This is a genomic window from Candidatus Krumholzibacteriota bacterium, from assembly GCA_016931295.1.
GTDB lineage: Bacteria > Krumholzibacteriota > Krumholzibacteriia > Krumholzibacteriales > Krumholzibacteriaceae > JAFGEZ01.
Genome location: JAFGEZ010000006.1, coordinates 1 through 19,276, shown reverse-complemented (window position 1 = coordinate 19,276; position 19,276 = coordinate 1). Strand labels below are relative to the sequence as shown.

General features: G+C 63.9%; 18 protein-coding genes. 14 read left to right on the top strand and 4 right to left on the bottom strand.

Annotated features, from left to right (window positions below; genetic code table 11):
* Positions 1 to 138 precede the first annotated feature (138 nt).
* The 10 genes from JW876_02635 to JW876_02590 all read left to right on the top strand — a co-directional run bounded on the left by JW876_02635 (position 139) and on the right by JW876_02590 (position 11,646).
* A complete protein-coding gene (locus tag JW876_02635) occupies positions 139 to 843 on the top strand; it encodes a tetratricopeptide repeat protein (GenBank protein ID MBN1884406.1) in 705 nt (234 codons plus the stop codon).
* 76 nt (positions 844 to 919) lie between these two features.
* Complete coding sequence (locus JW876_02630; GenBank protein ID MBN1884405.1) at positions 920 to 1,399, top strand: GAF domain-containing protein; 480 nt, start codon at positions 920 to 922, stop codon at positions 1,397 to 1,399.
* Between the two features lie 141 nt (positions 1,400 to 1,540).
* The gene (gene uvsE / locus JW876_02625; protein MBN1884404.1) at positions 1,541 to 2,431 is read left to right on the top strand and encodes a UV DNA damage repair endonuclease UvsE; all 891 of its coding nucleotides are present in this window, start codon (positions 1,541 to 1,543) and stop codon (positions 2,429 to 2,431) included.
* A gap of 106 nt (positions 2,432 to 2,537) precedes the next feature.
* On the top strand, positions 2,538 to 3,773 hold the full coding sequence (locus JW876_02620) for an extracellular solute-binding protein (protein MBN1884403.1): 1,236 nt from the start codon (positions 2,538 to 2,540) through the stop codon (positions 3,771 to 3,773).
* A gap of 25 nt (positions 3,774 to 3,798) precedes the next feature.
* Entirely contained in the window at positions 3,799 to 4,527 is a 729-nt protein-coding gene (locus JW876_02615; GenBank protein MBN1884402.1) for a protein kinase, read from the top strand.
* Positions 4,528 to 4,555: 28 nt separating this feature from the next.
* Entirely contained in the window at positions 4,556 to 5,719 is a 1,164-nt protein-coding gene (locus JW876_02610) for a pyridoxal-phosphate dependent enzyme (GenBank protein ID MBN1884401.1), read from the top strand.
* Entirely contained in the window at positions 5,716 to 6,783 is a 1,068-nt protein-coding gene (locus JW876_02605) for a DUF1611 domain-containing protein (GenBank protein ID MBN1884400.1), read from the top strand. The genes JW876_02610 and JW876_02605 overlap by 4 nt, the downstream gene beginning before the upstream one ends.
* Before the next feature lie 52 nt (positions 6,784 to 6,835).
* Complete coding sequence (locus tag JW876_02600) at positions 6,836 to 9,193, top strand: creatininase family protein (GenBank protein ID MBN1884399.1); 2,358 nt, start codon at positions 6,836 to 6,838, stop codon at positions 9,191 to 9,193.
* A gap of 10 nt (positions 9,194 to 9,203) precedes the next feature.
* Positions 9,204 to 10,271 (top strand): dipeptide epimerase, encoded by a 1,068-nt coding sequence (locus JW876_02595; GenBank protein MBN1884398.1) that lies wholly within the window; start codon positions 9,204 to 9,206, stop codon positions 10,269 to 10,271.
* Between the two features lie 25 nt (positions 10,272 to 10,296).
* Positions 10,297 to 11,646: a CotH kinase family protein gene (locus tag JW876_02590; GenBank protein MBN1884397.1), complete on the top strand. Its 1,350-nt coding sequence runs from the start codon at positions 10,297 to 10,299 to the stop codon at positions 11,644 to 11,646.
* A gap of 29 nt (positions 11,647 to 11,675) precedes the next feature.
* On the opposite strand, the gene JW876_02585 is transcribed toward JW876_02590, so the two are convergent.
* From JW876_02585 to JW876_02570, 4 genes are all read right to left on the bottom strand, one after another.
* Positions 11,676 to 12,119, bottom strand: a complete 444-nt coding sequence (locus JW876_02585; GenBank protein ID MBN1884396.1) for a hypothetical protein — start codon at positions 12,117 to 12,119, stop codon at positions 11,676 to 11,678.
* Positions 12,120 to 12,143: 24 nt separating this feature from the next.
* On the bottom strand, positions 12,144 to 12,464 hold the full coding sequence (locus tag JW876_02580) for a hypothetical protein (protein MBN1884395.1): 321 nt from the start codon (positions 12,462 to 12,464) through the stop codon (positions 12,144 to 12,146).
* Positions 12,461 to 13,054, bottom strand: coding sequence for an RNA polymerase sigma factor (locus JW876_02575; GenBank protein ID MBN1884394.1), 594 nt, complete (start codon positions 13,052 to 13,054; stop codon positions 12,461 to 12,463). Before JW876_02575 ends, JW876_02580 begins: the two co-directional genes overlap by 4 nt.
* A 124-nt stretch (positions 13,055 to 13,178) precedes the next feature.
* Positions 13,179 to 13,637, bottom strand: coding sequence for a hypothetical protein (locus JW876_02570; GenBank protein MBN1884393.1), 459 nt, complete (start codon positions 13,635 to 13,637; stop codon positions 13,179 to 13,181).
* 144 nt (positions 13,638 to 13,781) lie between these two features.
* Between JW876_02570 and JW876_02565 the strand changes: the two genes are divergently transcribed.
* From JW876_02565 to JW876_02550, 4 genes are all read left to right on the top strand, one after another.
* Positions 13,782 to 14,654: a sugar ABC transporter permease gene (locus JW876_02565; protein ID MBN1884392.1), complete on the top strand. Its 873-nt coding sequence runs from the start codon at positions 13,782 to 13,784 to the stop codon at positions 14,652 to 14,654.
* A 10-nt stretch (positions 14,655 to 14,664) separates the two neighbouring features.
* A complete protein-coding gene (locus tag JW876_02560) occupies positions 14,665 to 15,576 on the top strand; it encodes a sugar ABC transporter permease (GenBank protein ID MBN1884391.1) in 912 nt (303 codons plus the stop codon).
* A 161-nt stretch (positions 15,577 to 15,737) separates the two neighbouring features.
* Entirely contained in the window at positions 15,738 to 17,204 is a 1,467-nt protein-coding gene (locus JW876_02555) for a hypothetical protein (GenBank protein MBN1884390.1), read from the top strand.
* Between the two features lie 95 nt (positions 17,205 to 17,299).
* Positions 17,300 to 19,057 (top strand): tetratricopeptide repeat protein, encoded by a 1,758-nt coding sequence (locus tag JW876_02550; GenBank protein ID MBN1884389.1) that lies wholly within the window; start codon positions 17,300 to 17,302, stop codon positions 19,055 to 19,057.
* The last annotated feature ends 219 nt before the right edge of the window (positions 19,058 to 19,276 follow it).

Genomic DNA, 19,276 nt, shown 5'->3' with positions numbered 1-19,276 from the left:
CCCCGGGGCGAAAGGATTGCAACCGCGCCATATTTCCTGTACATTCCAGTCAGGTATCGATATTCACGACGTCGGGCCGGGAAAGCCACCGGCGGCCGCCGGACGGACGACCGGCCTCATCATCGCGAGGAGTCCGAGATGAAACGCCTGATAGTCCTTGCCATGGCCCTCGTCCTCGTCGCCGCCGTCACGGTGGCCGCCGAGGAGGAGAGCACCTACCGGATCTATCTCAAGAACCGCAACACCGACACCTTCCTCAAGGCCTTCGAGGATTACGAGGCCCAGCGGGCCGACACGGTCGATTACAACGCCACCGTCATCCTCGCCTACCTGCACCTGCTCGAGATGGAGCGCAACCTCGACATGCTCACCGCGAACCTCGACTCCCTGCCGAACAAGGGCAAGTTCAGCTGCGCGAACATCCTCCTCGAGCTGGGCCGCTACGACGAGGCGATAGAGATCTACAAGATCCTCAACGAGAAGACCCCGAAGTGGTCCTGCCCGTGGCGGCACCTCGGCGAGGCCTACTGGAGGCTCGGGCAGCTCGACGATGCCGTCATGGCGCTCGAGAAGGCCATCGAGACGCGGGAGACCCACTACGACGCCTACGTGATGCTCGCCGACGTCCTCCGCGACAGGGGGGACTTCGCGCGCGCACTCGAGACGCTGGAGAAGGGATTCACCTACTACGGCAAGGACATCGAGGACCCCGACGAAGAGGTCGACAACCTCGACGTCCATTTCCTCTATCTCGATCTCCTCGAGAAGAACGGCATGACCGAGCGCGCCGCGAAGGAGCGCGCCTTGATCGAGAAGATGGCCCCCGGCGACGAGCGGCTCTAGCCCTCGACATCGCCGTGAACGGAACGATCGGACGGGCGGTCGCAGCGGCGGCCGCCCGTTACGGAAGGCGGAGACGATGACGGACGAGCAGGCGGGATTCGACGACATCCTCGACGAGGCGCGCAGGCTCCTCGCGGGAAAGGAGAGCGTGGAGGAACGCCTCGTCGCGCTCTGCCGCCTGCTCCGCCGCCGCGTGGACCACTACCACTGGGTGGGCTTCTACGTGGCCGATCCCCCGCGGCGCGAGCTGCGCCTCGGGCCCTACGTCGGCGATCCCACCGAGCACGTCACGATCCCCTACGGCCGCGGCGTCTGCGGCCAGGTGGCCGAGAGCGGAACGCCGATGATCGTGCAGGACGTCCAGGGGGAAGACAACTACCTCTGCTGCAGCCCGTCGGTCCGCTCGGAGATCGTCGTGCCGATCTTCCTGGGCGGCGCCCTTCTCGCCGAGATCGACATCGATTCCCACGACGAGTCCCCCTTCACCGACGGCGACCTTCGCTTTCTCGGCCTGGTCGGTGCGCTCGCCGCGCCGCTCCTCGGCCGCGCGGACTGACCGCCCCGCGGCCGGGCCGGCGAACGCGGCGTCCCGCCGGGCGGATCCCCGCCGAAAAGCCTGTCCCCCGGAAGCCGGGCCGTGCGATAATGGACGTCGCCCCAGGGGAAAGCGCGCCGCGACCGAAGGAGACGCTGGACGATGCGGATCGGCTATCCATGTATCAACAGGGGGATCGGCTGCACATCGGGGGGGACCTTCCGGCTGGCGAACTACAGCGGGGAGCGTCTCGTCGAAACGGTCGATCGCAACCTCGACTGCCTCGAGCACATCCTCCGGTGGAACCGCGAACGCGGACTCTTCTTCTTCCGGATCTCCTCGGACATCGTGCCCTTCGCGTCCCACCCCGTCTGCACCGTCGACTGGGCCTGGTTCTTCCGCGAACGGCTGCGGCGGATCGGCCGGTACGCCAGGCGCCACGGGATGAGGCTCTCGATGCATCCCGACCAGTTCGTCGTCATCAACTCGCCAGACGACGGGATCGTCGAGCGGAGCGTCCGGGAACTCGAATACCACGTCCTCCTGCTCGACGCGATGGAGCTCGGCCCCGCGGCCAAGATCCAGATCCACGTCGGCGGGGTCTACGGCGACCGGGAGCGAGCGATCGAACGGTTCGTCGCCCGCTGCTCGGCGCTGCCCGCGGCGATCCTTCGGCGGCTCGTCGTGGAGAACGACGACCGGCTGTACAACCTGCGCGACGTGATCGAGATCAACCGCCTCACCGGCCGGCCCGTCGTGCTCGACGTCCTGCACCACCGCTGTCTCAACAACGGGGAGAGTTTCCGGTCCGCGCTCCTCGACGTGCGCCGGACGTGGCGGAGGCGCGACGGGGCGCCGATCGTCGATTACTCGTCGCAGCAACCGGGCGCCCGTCCCGGCCGCCACGCGGAGTCCGTCGATCCGCGAGACTTCCGGCGCTTCCTCCTGGCCACCGAGGGGATCGAAATCGACGTGATGCTCGAGATCAAGGACAAGGAGGCGAGCGCCCTCCTGGCCCTCGCCGCGGCGCGTCGCGCCGGGCGGCTCGGCTGACCGCGCATATCCCGGTTGCATTCGCCGGCGGGTATTCAATACAATCGTCCGCTGTCGGGGCCGGCCGGTCCCGCGGCGGCGCGCATCATCGACAGGGAGGTGGCTCGTGACACGGATCGTGGCCCTGGGTATCTGCCTCGCGATTCTTTTCTCCGCCGGCTGCGGGGGAAACAACGCCGACGGTACCGTGGAGATCGTCGTCTGGGAGCAGAAGGATCCCGAGGAGCAGCTTCTGATGCGCCGCCAGCTCGACCGGTACATGGCCGACCACCCCGGCGTGACGGTCTCGACCGTCCACTTCGAGACCGACCAGCTGCACAGCCAGTTCCAGACCGCCGCGCTCGCCGGCGGCGGTCCCGATCTCGTCTACGGGCCGTCGGACAAGATCGGCCCCTACTCGGTGATGGGTCTCATCCGGCCGCTCGACAACGAGTTCGCCCCCGGCTTCCTCGACCACTTCGAGACGGGAAGCGTTCCCGTGCTGGGGGGATCCCGCTGGGCCGTCCCCGATCAGATCGGGAACCATCTCATGCTCATCTACAACCGGGCCTTCGTCTCCCGCGAGCCGGCCGACAGCGACGAACTGATCGCGATGTGCCGAACGTTGACGGTGGACGAGGACGGCAACGGCATCCCCGAGCACTACGGGCTCGTCTTCAACTCCGTCGAGCCCTTCTGGCTCGTTCCCTTTCTCGGCGGGTATGGCGGCAGTCTGATGGACGAGGAGAACCGCCCGACACTCGACACGCCGGCGATGCGGCAGGCCCTCGAATTCCTCGCCGACCTCAGGAACCGGTACGGCGTGATCCCGAAGGAGAGCAGCTACGAGCTCAGCGACACGATGTTCAAGAAGGGGCAGGCCGCCTTCGTCATCAACGGGCCCTGGTCGCTGAAGGCCTACCTCAAGGCGGGGATGGAGATCGGCGTCATGGCCCTTCCGCCGATCACCGCCACGGGGCTCTATCCCGCGCCGATGGTCTCGAGCAAGGGCTACTCGATCAGCGTCAACGTCGCCGACGAGAAACTGCCGGCCGTCGAGGATCTCCTCGTGTTCCTCACCTCGGAAGAGGTGCAGCGCGAGATCGTCGGCGAGCTGCTCATCCTGCCGAGCCGAACGGCGCTGTTCGAGGACGAGGCGCTCACGGCCGATCCCCTCCTGAAGGGATCGCTCGCCCAGGCGCTCCATGGACGCCCGATGCCGGTCGTTCCCGAGATGCGGGCCGTCTGGGACGCCGTCCGCCCCTTCTACCAGAGCGTCCTCGGCGGACAGATGAAGGCGGACGAGGCGGCGAGGGCGATGCAGGAGCGCGCGGAGAAAAAGATCGCCGAGATGAAGAGATGAACGTTTCGATTCCGGAGGAACGCAGATGGGCCGCGTGAAACGGCCGGTACGGTTCGATCTCCGGCCGGGGGAAATCCTCGCCGGCAAGTTCGAGGTCGTCCGTTTTCTCGGGAGGGGCTGGGAGGGCGAGGTCTACCGCGTGCGCGAGCGGGGCACGGGGATCGAGCGCGCGGCGAAGCTCTTCTATCCCCAGCGCGACCGGCGGGGCCGCGCCGCGGCCTTCCACGCCCGGAAGCTCCACAAGCTGCGCCACTGCCCGCTGCTCATCCAGTACCATGCGCGCGAGACGATCGACTGGCGAAACGAGGAGGTGACGATGCTCGTCTCGGACCTGGTCGAGGGGATGCTGCTCAGCGGTTTCCTCGCGACGCGGCCCGGCAGGCGGCTCGGGGTCTTCGAGGGGCTGCACCTCCTGCACACGCTCGCGGCGGGCGTCGAGATCATCCACGACGCGCGCGAGTACCACGGCGATCTCCACGACGACAACGTCATGGTGCGGCGGGTCGGCCTCGGTTTCCACGTGAAGCTCGTCGACATGTACGACTGGGGCGTGCCCTCCGCGGAGAACATCCGGGAGGACGTCGTCGATCTCGTGCGGATCTTCTACGACTGCCTCGGGGGCGCCCCGCGCTACGCCCGCCAGCCGCGGATCGTCAAGGAGATCTGCCGCGGGCTGAAGCGCTCGCTGATCGTCAGGCGCTTCCGCACGGCGGGGGCGTTGCGGCGCCATATCGAACAGATAGAGTGGGACTGATCTCCCGACGGGGGGAAGGGACGTCCGCATGGAAGAGGAAAAGAACGAAAAAGGACGCCGGAAGGCTCCGCCCGACGACCGGGCCGCCGAGGTCGCGGTCGATGGCGCCGATGCCGTTCCGGAGACGATCGAGCTGATCGACGGGGCGACCGGCGAGGTGGAGAAGTTCGCCGAGGAGATCGACGATCTCCGCGCCGTGGCGGCCGACGCCGGTTTGAGCATCGAACGCCGCCTCGAGGCCTACGAGGACATCATCGATTCCGAGGTGGGCGACACGGCGCTCGTCAGGGGGCGGAACCTCGAGAGGGAATTCGGGCTGCGGCAGCTCTATTTGAAGTTCGAGGGGGGGAACCCGAGCGGCACGCAGAAGGACCGCATCGCGTTCGCGCAGGCTGCCGACGCCCTTCGCCGCGGGTTCGAGGCGATCACCGTGGCCACCTGCGGCAACTACGGCGTGGCGATCGCACTGGCCGCCTCGATCGCCGGCCTCCGCTGCATCATCTTCCTTCCCGAGACCTACCACACGAAGCGGATCGTCGAGATGACCGAGCTCGGGGCCGAGATCCGCCGCGTCGCCGGGGACTACGAGATGTCGGTGGAGGTCTCCAAGCGCTTCGCCGCCGACACGGAGGTCTACGACGCGAATCCCGGCGGCGAGAACACGGCGACCCAGCTCACCGCCTACGGCCAGATCGCCTACGAGCTCTACGACGATCTCCGGGACGCGCCGGCCGCGGTGGCCGTCCCCGTCTCGAACGGCACGACGATCGCCGGCATCTACCGGGGATTCCTCAGCCTCTTCCGGCGGGGCAAGACCTCCCGGATGCCGCGCATGGTCGCCGGCTCGTCGGCGCGGAAGAACCCGATCGTCCAGGCCCTCCTGAAGAACCTGCCCTCCTGCGTGGATCTCTCGCCCGAGGCGATACACGAGACGGTGGTCAACGAGCCGCTGATCAACTGGCGGTCGATCGACGGCGATCTCGCGCTCGAGTCGGTCCGCGCGACGAACGGCTGGGGCGGGGACGCCTCGGACCGGGAGCTCTCGCAGGTGTCGAGGCTGCTGCGCGGGCGCGAGGGGCTCGACACGCTCCCCGCCTCGACGGCGGGGATCATCGCCCTCGTCGAGCGCCACAGGAGCGCGGCGTTGCCTCACGACCGGTACGTGGCCGTTCTCACGGGGAGGAAATCATGAAGGCCGCGCTCGACGGCAACGCGATCGTCTATTGCGAGAAAGCGTTCAACACGACGAACGGCAAGACGGCGCACGGGCTCGTCAGGTTCACGAAACGCTACCGCGTCCTCTCCGTCGTCGATTCCCGTTACGCGGGAAAGGACGCGGGGGAGACGCTCGACGGCCGGCGGTCGGGGATCCCCGTGCTGGGCTCGATCGGGGAGGCGATCGCGGCGGCGGCCGCAACGCCGGCGACGCATCTCGTCGTCGGGCTCGCGCCGGACGGGGGGCGGCTCGACGCGGCCGCCCGCGCGGACCTGCTCCGTGGCATCGGACTCGGCCTGAACGTGGACTGCGGGCTCCACGACTTCCTCTCGGACGATCCCGAGATCGCCGCGGCGGCCGCCGCGGCGGGCGTCCGGCTGCGGGACGTCCGCAAGGTGCCGCGCGAGGGGCTGCATTTCTTCACGGGGAAGATCGAGGAGGTCGCGGCCGTCCGGGTCGCTTTGCTGGGCACCGATTCGGCCGTCGGGAAACGGACGACCGCGTGGATCCTCCTCGACGCGCTCGAGAAGCGCGGCTACCGGACGGAGATGGTCGGCACCGGCCAGACCGCGTGGATGCAGGGGGCGGCGCACTGCATCATCCTCGACTCGCTCGTCAACGATTTCGTCTCGGGGGAGATCGAGCACGCCGTGTGGTCGGCGTGGAAGGATACGGACGCGCGCGTCGTCCTCATCGAGGGGCAGGGGAGCCTCATGAATCCCGCCTACCCCGGCGGGTTCGAGATACTCGCGGCGGGGCGCCCCCATGCCGTCATTCTCCAGCACGCCCCGGCGCGGCGCGATTACGACGGCTTCCCGGGCTACCCGATCCAGCCGATCGAGCACCAGATCCGCGCGATCGAGGTCGTCTCGGGGCGGCGGGTCGTCGCCGTCTCCGTCAACCACGAGGGGCTCGACGCCGCCGGGGTCGACGCCGCCTGCGCCGATATCACCCGCGAAACGGGGCTGCCCGCGGTCGACCCGCTGCTGCACGGGGCCGACGAGCTGGCGGCGGCCGTCGCCCGGACGATCGAGCGCTGACCAGACACGCCCGCATCGGCGGAGCATTCGATCTCCGCCGGAGGAGGCCCAGATGACCGGCACGAAGCGCACCACCGCGGGGGGAACGAACCCGCCGGAACAGTTCGCCGTCCTCCGATCCTTCGACCGCCTCGAGGTCGGCCCCGTCAAGATCGAGAAGAAGCGGCTCGTCTGCCCCTACACGGTCGTCTCGGGGCGGCGGCGCGAATCGATCGATCTCGTCTACCGGTACGAGGAGGAGGTCTTCGAGCCGGAGAGCGCCGAGTCGGCGAACCTCGCGTCGATGGCGGCCGCCCAGGTCGCGCTCAACTACGGGCTCTTCTGCGACGAGATCGTCTTGCGCGGGGTCTTCGACGACGCCGATCGCTCCCTGCTGAGCTATGCCGCCGAGAACACGGCCCGCGAGATCTACGTGAAGAAGTTCCTCGAGCCGAATCCCTTCCTCACCGAGGCGGCGGCCGGGCTCGAGCCGGTCAAGCTCGACCGGTACTGCCGCGCAACGCTCCGCTTCGAGGCCGAAGAGGGCACGGAGCGGGGGGGAGGCGCCTGGCAGCTGCGGCCGACCGACCCGAACCGCTGCGTCGTGCTCTCGAGCGGCGGGAAGGACAGCCTCCTCTCCTGGGGGCTCCTCGACGAGATCGGCTGCGAGGTCCATCCCGTCTTCGTCAACGAATCCGGCAGGCACTGGTTCACCGCCCTCAACGCCTACCGCCATTTCCGGGACAACGTGCCGCACACGGCCCGCGTGTGGACGAACGCCGACCGGGTCTTCGCGTGGATGCTCCGGCGGCTCCCCTTCATCCGTCCCGATTTCCTGCGGCTCCGCACCGACGAGTACGCCGTCCGCCTCTGGACGGTGGCCGTCTTCCTCTTCGGCGTCCTCCCCGTCGCGATGCGCCGCGGCGCCGGCCGGATCGTGATCGGGGACGAATACGACACGACGCGCCGCACCTCCTACAAGGGCATCACGCACTACGACGGGCTCTACGACCAGAGCCGCTTCTTCGACAACGCCCTGTCGCGGTACTATCTGCGCAAGGGGTGGGGGATGAGCCAGTTCTCCATCCTCCGGCCCGTCTCCGAGTTCCTCATCGAGAAGACGCTCGTCGAGCGGTACCCGGACCTGCAGGAGCACCAGGTGTCCTGCCACGCGTCCCACATGGAGAAGGGCCGCGTGCGGCCGTGCGGGCGCTGCGAGAAATGCCGCCGCATCGTCGGGATGCTGACCGCGCTCGGCGTCGACCCGGCCCGGTGCGGGTACGACCCCGGGCGGATACGCGCCAGCCTCGACGATTTCATCCGGCTCGGCATCAACCAGGAATCGGCCGGCGAGCGGCACATCATCCACCTGCTCAGACAGCGGGGCGTCGTCGAGCCGGCGCCCGGACGCGACGAGGGATTTCCCGAGGTCATGCAGCTCAGGTTCGACGAGACCCACGCGAGCCTCGACGAGATCCCCACGGACATCCGCCGGCCCCTGCTCGACATCCTCCTCCGGCACGCCGAGGGCGCCCTGCGCCGCGAGGGACGCGCCTGGCGGCCGTACGACCCGCTCGCCGATCCGGCGATCGGGAATCCCTACGCCTTCGAGCCGGCCGTGAGGAACGCGTCGAAGGGCGCGCGCGCCGCGGACACGTGGCGCTGGGGAGAGCTCTCGTGGCCGCTCTTCGAGAAGCGGACGGGGGCGGTCGACATCGCCCTGCTCCCGGTCGGATCGATCGAGCAGCACGGGCCGCATCTCCCGCTCGACACCGACGCCTTCGACGCCGGCTACCTGGCGGACCGGATCGCCGAGGCCTGCAGCGACCCCAAGCCGTTCGTCCTGCCCTTGATCCCGTACGGCGTCTCCTACGAGCACGACGAGTTCCCCGGCACCTTGAGCATCGAGAACGAGACGATGTCGCGCATGGTCTACGAGATCGGCATGGGCGCGGCGCGAAACGGCATCCGGAAGCTCGTCATCGTCAACGGCCACGGCGGCAACAATCCCGCGCTCAACTACGCGGCGCAGATGATCACGAGGGACGCCGAGATCTTCGTGTGCGTCGACACGGGCGAGACGAGCGACGTGGACATCGACCTGATCACCGAGACGCCCAACGACATCCACGCGGGCGAGACCGAGACGAGCACGAGCCTCGCCGTGAGGCCCGAGCTCGTCGACATGTCGAAGGCGCCGCGTTCGGTGCCGCGCTTCTCGAGCAGGTATCTCAACTTCACCTCGAAACGCGGCGTCTCGTGGTACGTCTACACCAAGCGGATATCGAAGAGCGGCGTGATCGGCGATCCCACGAAGGCCAGCGCGGAGAAGGGCGAGCGCATCTGGCGGGTGACGATCGCGCATCTCGTCGCCCTCGTCGAGGACCTCAAGGGAATGACCCTCGAGGAGATCTACCAGAAACGATACTAGGGGCGTCCCCATGCGAATCAGGGCAGTTTTGTCGCAGCGGGTGGACATGGCGCTCTCGGTCCCCTACGAGATCGCCTACGAACGCGTCGAGACCGCCTCGAACGTCTTCCTCTCCCTCGAGACGGACGGGGGGATCGTCGGCTGGGGGTGCGCCGCGCCCGATCTCGAGGTGACGGGGGAGACGCCGGAGCACGTCCTCGACGCGATCGCCGGCTCGATCGAGCCCGCCCTCCGCGGCGCCGATCCGCTCCGCGCCGCGCGCCTTCTCGGGGCGCTCCGCGCGACGACCGGCGTCGGGCCGAGCGCCCTCGCCATGGTGGACATGGCGCTCTTCGACATCCTCGGCAAGACGGCGGGTCTTCCCGCCTATCTCATGCTCGGCGGCTACCGCGACCGCATCCGGACGACGGTGACGATCGGCATCCTGCCGGCCGGCGAGACGGCGGCGCGGGCGGCGGATCTCGTCGCGCAGGGCTTCCGCTGCCTCAAGATCAAGGGCGGCCACTCGGCCGACGAGGACATCGAGCGCGTGCAGCTCGTCCGCGAGCGGGTCGGGCCGCGCGTCGAGATACGGTTCGACGCGAACCAGGGCTACGATTACGAGGAATCCCTGCGGTTCGTCGAGGGGACGCGCGCGGCGAAGCTGGAGCTGATCGAGCAGCCGACGCCGCGGGGGCAGCCCGACCTGCTCGGCCGCGTCACCTCGGCGGCGCACGTCCCGATCATGGCCGACGAGAGCCTCATGGGGCTGCGGGACGCCTTCCGCCTCGCCCGCAGGGACCTCGTCGACATGGTCAACGTGAAGCTGATGAAGGTGGGGGGGATCGCGGAGGCGCTGCAGGTGAACGCGGTGGCGAAGGCGGCGGGCCTCGAGGTGATGGTGGGGTGCATGGACGAATCGGCGCTCGCGATCGCCGCCGGCCTGCATTTCGCGCTCGCCCGCCCGCAGGTCGCCTACGCCGACCTCGACGGGCACCTCGACCTCGTCGACGATCCCGCCGCGGGCGCGGTGATCCTCAGGCGGGGCATCCTCTATCCCACGGGGCGGCCGGGGCTCGGCTTCGATCCCGTATTCTGACGGATTCGACACGAACGGGAGAGATATGACACGATTCCACGACCCTCGGCGGACCGCCGCGACACTCGCGATCCTCCTCTTCTGCCTTTCCGCCTCGTCCTGCGGGGATGACGGCGCCGGTCTCTCCCCGGCGTTCCGGGCGCTGCGCTCGGTGGGCGCGGACTTCAGCTCGAACCTGCCGATCGTCGTGATCGACACCGGCGGCGCCGAGATACCGGACGAGCCGAAGATCGACGCGCGGATGACCGTCATCGACAACCCCCCGGGGGAGCGGAACCGTCTCCTTGACGCGCCGGTCCTCGAGACCGCGATCGGCATCGAGATCCGGGGCACCTCGTCGCAGGCCTATCCGAAGAAGCAATACGGCATCGAGACGCGCGACGAGACGGGGGAGGACGCGAACGTCTCCTTCCTCGGGTTCCCCGAGGAGAGCGACTGGGTGCTCTACGCGCCCTACGCCGACAAGAGCCTGATGCGGAACCACCTCGCCTACGGGTTCTCGCGGGCGATGGGCCGGTACGCCTCCAGGACCCGTTTCGTCGAGCTCCTCTTCCAGACGAGCGACACGACCTGGGCGTACAACGGGGTCTACGTGGGCATGGAGAAGATCAAGCGGGACGGCGACCGGGTCGATATCGAGAAGATCCGCGACGATCTCACCGGGGGGTACATCCTCAAGGTGGACTGGCCCGACCCGGACGAGTGGTTCTTCGTGGCGCCGAACGGCGTCGACATGATCGTCGAGTACCCGAAGGCCGACGACATCACGCCGGCGCAGCAGGCGTGGATCGTCTCGTTCGTCGAGGACCTCCACGCGAGCCTGCCGCCGCGCTCGCCGGGTGGCGGCCATGCCGCCTTCCTCGACCCGGCGAGCTTCGCCGACTTCCTGCTGCTGCGCGAGTTCTTCAAGGACGTGGACACGTACCGCGCGAGCACCTTCTTCCACAAGGACAAGGACGGCCCGCTCGTCGCCGGCCCGGTGTGGGATTTCAACGCCTCCTCGGGGAACGGCGGCTATCTCGATCTCGAGGATCCGGAGGGCTGGATGCTCGACCAGTGGCCCGACGCCGCCGCCTGGTGGCGCGACCTGCTCGTCGACGGGGATTTCCGCGCCGATCTCGTCGCGCGCTGGGAGGCGCTCCGCGGCGGCGTCCTCTCGCCGGCGTCGGTCGACGCGGCGATCGACGACGCGGCGGATCTCCTCGGGGAGGCCGCCGATCGCAACTTCAGCAGGTGGCCGATCCTCGGGGACTACGTCTGGCCGAACGTCGAGCCGCTGTACGAAACGTGGGAGGAGGAGGTGGCCGGGCTCCGCGGCTGGCTCCGGGAGCGGGGCGCGTGGATGGACAAGCACGTCGGCGACCTGGGGACCTGACGGCGCCTCCGGGCTTCCCGGCCTGCCGGTCAGTGCGGGGGCGGGGGGGGCCGGCGGTCGCGTTCGCCGGGCTCGCCCGGGAAGCCGGGCCCGCTTCCACGGTCGTGGCGGCGGCGCTCGATCTCCTCGAAGTTCCGGTCGAAGATCGTTGCCTGGGCCGGCGTGAGGAGATCGCGGATCAGGGCGCGGTGCCGGTCGACCAGTTCGCCGACCGTCTTCCTCGATCCATCGACGTACGCGCGAATCTCGGCGTCGGATTCGGCAGAGATCTCCTCGATCCGCGTCCGCTGCTCCTCCGACAGGACGATGTCCTTCAGCATGCGGTCGAAGAACCGGGTCCGCATCTCGCGGGGGCCGCCGCGGACGAACCGGTGGATGTTGTGCCGGATCACGAGGCCCGTCGCGAGGCTTCCCACGGCGGCGCCCGAGAGGAAGAGGACGATGACCCCGACCCAGACCTTCCATCGCTTCATGGCGCTCGCTCCTTCGCTTCCGCTCTAGATGACCAGTGGTTCGCCGAAGACCGTTCCCGTCGGGTCCTCGAGAAGGATCCGCGCGATCTCCCCGTAGGGAATGAGGCCGCCGCGGGCGGCGAGCACGAACAGGACGAGCGCCGCGAGGCATGCCGCCGCGGCGAACCGCCATGCGAGCCGTCCGAACGGCGCCGAGTTGTTCGGCGCGGCGAGCGGGCCGATGCGGCGGATATCGCGCATCACGCGCGCCGACCATGCGGCGGGCGGCTCGGGGACCGGCCGGCGGCGCGCCGCCGCGAAGAGGGCCGCCTCGAGCCGTCGCAGTCGTTCCTTCGTCTCGTTCATCCCGTGTCCTTTTCGCCATGGAGCATCCGCTCCAGTACGGTCCGGAGTTTCCGGCGCGCCCGGAATCCGCGCACCTTCACGTTCGCCTCGCTGATGCCGAGCAGGCCGGCCGCCTCGCGGACGGGCCGTTCCTCGATGTTCACGAGACGGAGGATCGTCTGGTCGACCGCCGACAGATTCTCCATCGCCCAGTCGAGGATCGCCGCCGCTTCCCGGGAGGCGAACACCGTCTCGCCGTCCGGGGCCGACTCGTCCGCCACCGCCCGTTCGATCCGATCGGCCTGTTCGGCGGAAAGCGCGTTCATCGTCGTCTCCCTGCTCCGGTACCGGCGCCGCCAGAAGTCCTTGCAGGTCCTGACGGCGATGCCGGCGAGCCAGTGCCTGAATCCGCCCGTTCCCTTCCACGCGGCGAGGGAGCGGTAGGCCCGGACGAAGACGTCATGGGCGATCTCCTCGACGCTCTCGGGCGGCACGTGCCCGGCGACGATGCCGAAGACGTAGCGCCGGTGACGCTCGAGGAGCGCGGAGAAGCGGTCGACGTCGCCGCCGAGCACGAGTTGGACGATCGTCTCGTCGTCCGGTCCGGGTATGCGTTCGCGAACCACGTGGGCCGATCCCGTCCGTTCAGGTTGCCGGTCCGGCGTTCGCCGCCGGGCGTGTCGCGCCGGTCGGCGCGCGGCGCATCGCGTGCGCGGCGCGGGGATGCGCGGTCGATCAGGAGGGACGGCCGCCGCCGCGGCCGCCGCCGCGACGGGATTCGCGTTCCTTCCGCTCCTCCTCGACGAACTTCCGGTACTCGGCCATCTGCTCTTCGGTGAGATGCCCGGCGAGCCTGGTCTCGGTCTCCGCCCGCAGCGCCTGCATCCGCTCCCTGAGGGCCTTCATCCCGTCACGGCCCTGCTCGCGCGCGGCCGTGAAGGCCTTCGCGCGCGCGTCGTTCTCCTCGCGGAGGATCGTGAAGACCGGCTCGCGCTGTTCGTCGGTGAGGGCGAGGCGTTCGGCGATCGTCTCGAGGCGCGCCTTGAAATCGCCCGTGCGGTCCTGGTGCGGCTTCTTCGTCTTCGTCTCGTCCTGCGCGGCCGACGCCGCGGGGGCGATGGCGGCGAGAAGGAGGGCGGCCGCGAAACACAGGGCGGCTTGCCGGATGGCGCGGGTGCGATCGGTTCTCTTCATCGGTCTGTTCCTTTCGTGCGGCCGGCGATTGCGCGCGCCGGCCGACGTGTCCGCGACTCTCTCCCGTTTCGTCGGATCCTCGCGGGCGCCGGTTACGAAAAAGGTTGCGGCGGAGGGCGAAAGGCGATACAAGAAAAACAACATATGCGCTCGAAACGACTCATATGGCTGTTCCTCCTGCCTTCCGGCCTGATCATCGCCTGCGTCGTCTTCTATCCCTTCCTCTACAACATCTGGATATCGACGACCAACATGAATCTCTACCACATACGGGACTATTCGTTCCAGGGCCTGCGCAATTTCCGGGAGATATTCGGCGAGCCCGACCTCTACTACTACTTCGGGAAGACGGTGATCTGGACGGGCGTGAACCTCTTCTTCCACCTCTTCCTCGGCATATCGATCGCCATGCTCCTCAACGGCCGCGTCCGCGGCCGCGGCGTCTTCCGCGCGCTCCTCATCCTGCCCTGGGCCATGCCGCAGTATATCAGCGCCCTGACCTGGAAGGGGATGTTCAATTACCAGTACGGCTCGGTGAACCTCATCCTCCGCAAGCTCGGCTTCGCCGGCTTCGAGTGGTTCTCCAACGAGTTCTGGGCCTTCCTCGCGCCGATCATCACCAACATCTGGCTCGGGTTCCCCTTCATCATGGTCGTCACCCTCGGCGGGCTGCAGTCGATCCCGCGGGACCTCTACGAGGCGGCGGACATCGACGGGGCCTCGTGGTGGCAGAAGTTCCGGCACATCACGCTGCCGATGCTGCGGCCCGTCCTCGCGCCGGCGATCGTCCTCGGGACGATCTGGACCTTCAACAACCTGAACGTGATCTGGCTCGTGACCGAGCGGGGGCTGCCCGCCGACAAGAGCCACATCCTCGTCACCTACGTCTACAAGGCGGCCTTCACCTACTACCGGTACGGCTACGCGGCCGCCTTCTCGATCTTCATCTTCCTGATCCTGCTCGCATTCGTCCTCGTCTACATGCGCCAGACGCGGACGCTGGAGCAGGCATACTAGGGGGGAGGGCATGAGGAAGCCATCACGGGCGAGGCGGATCGCGACGCGGGCGCTCCTCTACACGGTGCTCGTGGTCGTCACGATCGTGACGCTCTACCCGATCGTGCAGATCTTCGGCATCTCCCTCCGGCCCGCCGACCAGCTCTACTCCACCTCGCTCCGCATCGTCCCCGAGGACGCCACCCTCGAGGCCTACCGGCAGGTCATCTTCGAGAAGGATTTCTTCACGTGGCTGCGCAACAGCGCGCTCGTCGCCATCACGACGGCCATCCTCGGGGTCACGCTCGCATCGACGGCCGGCTACGCCTTCTCGCGGTTCCGGTTCAAGGGGAAGAAGCAGGGGCTCGTCGTCATCCTCCTCACCCAGATGTTCCCCGCGACGATGCTTCTTCTGCCCCTCTACGTGCTGATGAACCGCATCGGGCTCGTCGACACGCTCCTCGGGATCATCATCGCCTACACGGCCACCACGCTCCCCTTCTGCATCTGGACGATGAAGGGGTACTACGACACGATCCCGCGCGATCTCGAGGAGGCGGCGGTGATCGACGGCACGACCCAGCTCGGCGCCTTCCTGCGGGTGACCCTGCCGCTCTCGGCGCCGGCGCTCGTCATCACCGGGCTCTTCTCGTTCATGGCGGGGTGGAGCGAGTTCATCGTGGCCCGGGTGATCATCAACAAGCAGGGGCTCTACACGCTGCCGCTCGGCCTCGAGAGCCTCTCGAGCACCTTCCAGACCGAGTGGGCCAACTACGCGGCGGGGAGCGTGATCGTCTGCATCCCCGTCGTCGTCCTCTTCCTGCTCCTCTCCAGGTTCCTCATCTCCGGCCTCACCCTCGGTGGGGTGACGGGTAGGAGAGACCGTTTTCCCACGTATCGTCGAGATGATATATCAGTTAGGTTGCAAACATTCCCAGCCTGATACTGTAAAGTATTTATTACATTAATTATTGTGGCTAGATAATAATTAGATACACATAGAATTATAAAATATGATATATTGTTTATGCATCTAAGGGGCTGATGACCTATATTCATCGTTTTGGTGTAGTACATTAAATGCACCAGGACAAAAGGGGAATTGTGACAACAGGACTCGGTATTGTCAACATTCCTGCGAGCTATGAAGTGCTCCGTGATGTGGTAGGAGTTGAACGCATCGGCCAAGTATTAATCGAATGCGAAGATGACCTATCAGAGTTCAAGAAGTATATCGCTGAAATAACCACTGCCAGACAAGGTAAGTTACTATTCTTAAAGGGTGAATCCGGGCAAGGTAAAACTTCATTCATTGAGTCAACAAGTGTATTTTTAAGCGATGCGATTGGATATGTAGTTACTGCTCCACCAGACTACAAACTGCCTTTGACCGGTCTCATTGAATGGCTGAATAATGAGTTGCCGCGAATTAGGAGAACAAGCCACAATCGACATATCGTTGTGAATCTGGATGGCAGAGAGATTCCTGTTCTGGATGAGGCTGCTACTCAGGCTGCGATGGGTAATCTTAACACGTTTCTCAGGAATACCCCGGATTTGTTTATGGTATGGCCAGTCAATCAGCGTGATTTCGCTGAGCAGGCTATTGAGCGACTTAAAATTGCAGGTGGGGAGTCAGCTCTTGTTAGCATTCCCATTCACGTTCTTAAGGGTCTCAAGAAGGATAGGTATTTCGATGTTTTGAGACTTGTATTGGATGCTACCAGTATGCGCCTTGAAGATGCGGCCATCTCAGAAAACGAAGCACGCTCGCTTGTTGATTCGAGTCAACGTATTGGCGAATACTTAAGAAATGTGCAGCAGTTAGTCGTTAGTCGCTACGACCTTGGGGAAATCGGTGCAGCCCTGCCCCGCCTCATGGTCGCCATTACATCGAACGATGATACTTACACTGCATGTCGAATGCTCCGACGGGGTACGCGTTTCATGGTGGACGCCGATAATTTGCTCAGATACAGCCGAGCGAATGTTGCGGATGATTGGAGGACCAGGGGGCGACGCAATCCCCGCACGGGCCTGCCGTTCATCGCAGCTCTTTTTGAAGTCCAGCTTCTCAACATTTCTAGCAGTGCGGTTGTAAATGCATGTGCTTTCGGGGATGACGAAGAGTTAAAGCGCTTGGTGCGCACCCACTACCCGAAGCCCGTTAGCTCCAACGCTGCCAACTCAATGAGAAACAGTGCGATTGCGCGAGCTCTTATGGGTCAGGACGATGTTGGCGTTGCTGCAGCCAATCCCTCTGCTGCCATACAGAATGCGTACAATGCATTACAAAAGCTTACAAACCGGAAACACTGTCAGATTAATAAGAGCATTGTACATATTCTTAAAGACCAGTTGAATATCTCGATGCCGGACCTCGATTACGAACACAAACCATTTCCGGGTAGTGCCATGGAACTTCGTGCGGATGTTTGGTGTGTGCCTGGCGACAGACCGCTGGCGCTCGAGTTTACTCACAGGAGAAACAACGATGCCACTGTTGCGGTGATTGCATCCTACATGCTTAAAAAGATACAAGACTATGCGCGTGACTATAACCTTATCTAGAACATGAAGGGTAAGGATCAACAGGATCCGCTCAGCTCACAGATTATGATCGGTAGTTAGCTAGATAAAGAGAACCGGAATTCAAGGAGTGAGATATGGTTATCGACATTAAAGGATATCGCGTGTTTATTGCATCTCCATCAGGCTTGGATAAAGAACGAAGAGCGTTTAGGGAGGCCCTGCAGGAGTATAGTGAAGATGATTCTGTGCCAAGGGGGGTATCGTTTTTACCCGTAGGCTGGGAGGATACATTGGCGTCTGTCGGCCGGCCACAAGAGATAATCAATGAGGATGTTATGGCGTCGGATTGTTTCGTTCTAGTACTTTGGGATAGATGGGGAACACCGCCATCAAAATCGAAAAGTAAGTATAGCTCGGGCACAGAGGAAGAATTGCATGTAGCGATTGACTCTTTGCAGGATCAAAATATGCCAATGAGGAGAATCGTAGTGCTATTTAAAGGAGTAGACGAACGCCAGTTAAGTGATCCAGGCGAGCAGTTACAAAAGGTTCTGGACTTCAAGAGGACAATAGAACAAAACAAGACATTTCTATTTCAAACGTTTGACTCTATTGATGAGTTTAAGAGGATTCTTAGGAGGCACTTAGCGCGTTGGGTTCGTGACGACAAACTTGAGCGAGGCAAAGTTGTTGATAACACACTTGATCTGACTGTCCAGCATGAAAAGTCTGATATCAACGCTATAAACGACGAACGAGATTTGAATGAGTTACTTGTTATGGCTAAGGAATTAGCGAGCTTAGGGCAGTATACTGATGCTGAGGCTGCATACTCGAAAGCCGTAGTGGGAGCAACTTCAGTTGAAGCTGTAATTAAATATGGTCGATTCCTGCGTAGACGGGGCAGGTTGGAGCACGCAAGCGCGATGTTCAGTAGGGCTCGTGAACTGGCACTTGTAACTGAGGATAAAAAATCTGAAGCGTGGGCATTGGCAAACCTTGGAGTCGTTGAGAGAAATAGGAGAAGATACGCAGATGCAGAGCCTGTTCTTAAGGAAGCTTATGAAATCGGACGAAATCTAAGTCCTCCAGATCGTGGTTTGTTGGCGTATGTGCTTGGCAATCTCGCTCAACTAAATGCTGCGAATGGAAATTTAGAGGAAGCAGAGAATATACAGTTGAAAGCACTTGAGTATCAACGTGATCGAGATTGCCCTGCTGATCTAGCTAATAGTCTTGGGAGCCTCGGAGTCATTTACCGGCGGCGTGGGGAGTGGAAACAAGCAGAGGCGATCCATATGGAAGGTATTTCGGTCGCTGAATCAGCCGGGGATGAAGGATTAGGACCGTTAGCCTACAACTGTGGTTCTCTGGGTTTAGTATTAGCGCACGTCGGCAGGATCGATGAATCGATAAAATGTCACGAACGTGCGTTGGATATCAATACTAGGCTTGATAGGGTAGAGAGTCAAGCTCTCAATCGTAGTCACTTGGCGTCGGCGTATGTTGCAGCAGGTGATTTAGACAGAGCTCTTGAGCACAATCGATTGGGTAGTGAGGTTAATACTAAATCCGGAAACATGGAAGGTGTCGCATATAACAGTTCAATATTAGGGCAGGCGTTGCTGAAGAAGGGCGAACCAACCAAAGCTGTAAGTCTTTTTGAGGAAGCCGTAAAAATATATACTCGTCTCCATAAGACAAAAGCACTTGTCTATAATCTGGTCTACTTGGCAACTGCTGAGGCGAAATGTGGAAGAACAAAACGAGCTGCGCATTATTTTGATGTTGCTGCAACGAGCGTATCTAGCTTAAACATCGAGATGGTTGACCATGTTCGTGTGGCGCGTAGGCGGTTCGAGGACGAGTTTGTAAAGGATGGAAGTATCTAAAGATGATGAGTAAGCACTCGATTAACGCGATTTTTGCGGGCAGGGTATGCATTATATAATTTGTTATATCAAGCAGCTTTTTTTCCATAACATTCATCTCCGGCTGATTTCTTGTTATTCGTGTTGATGTGCCTGGACTTCCCACGGTTTTGTAGACATCTACAGGTCGTAATTAGAGGCGCGCTCAAACGCCTCGGGACTTACACCTCCGATGTGGCT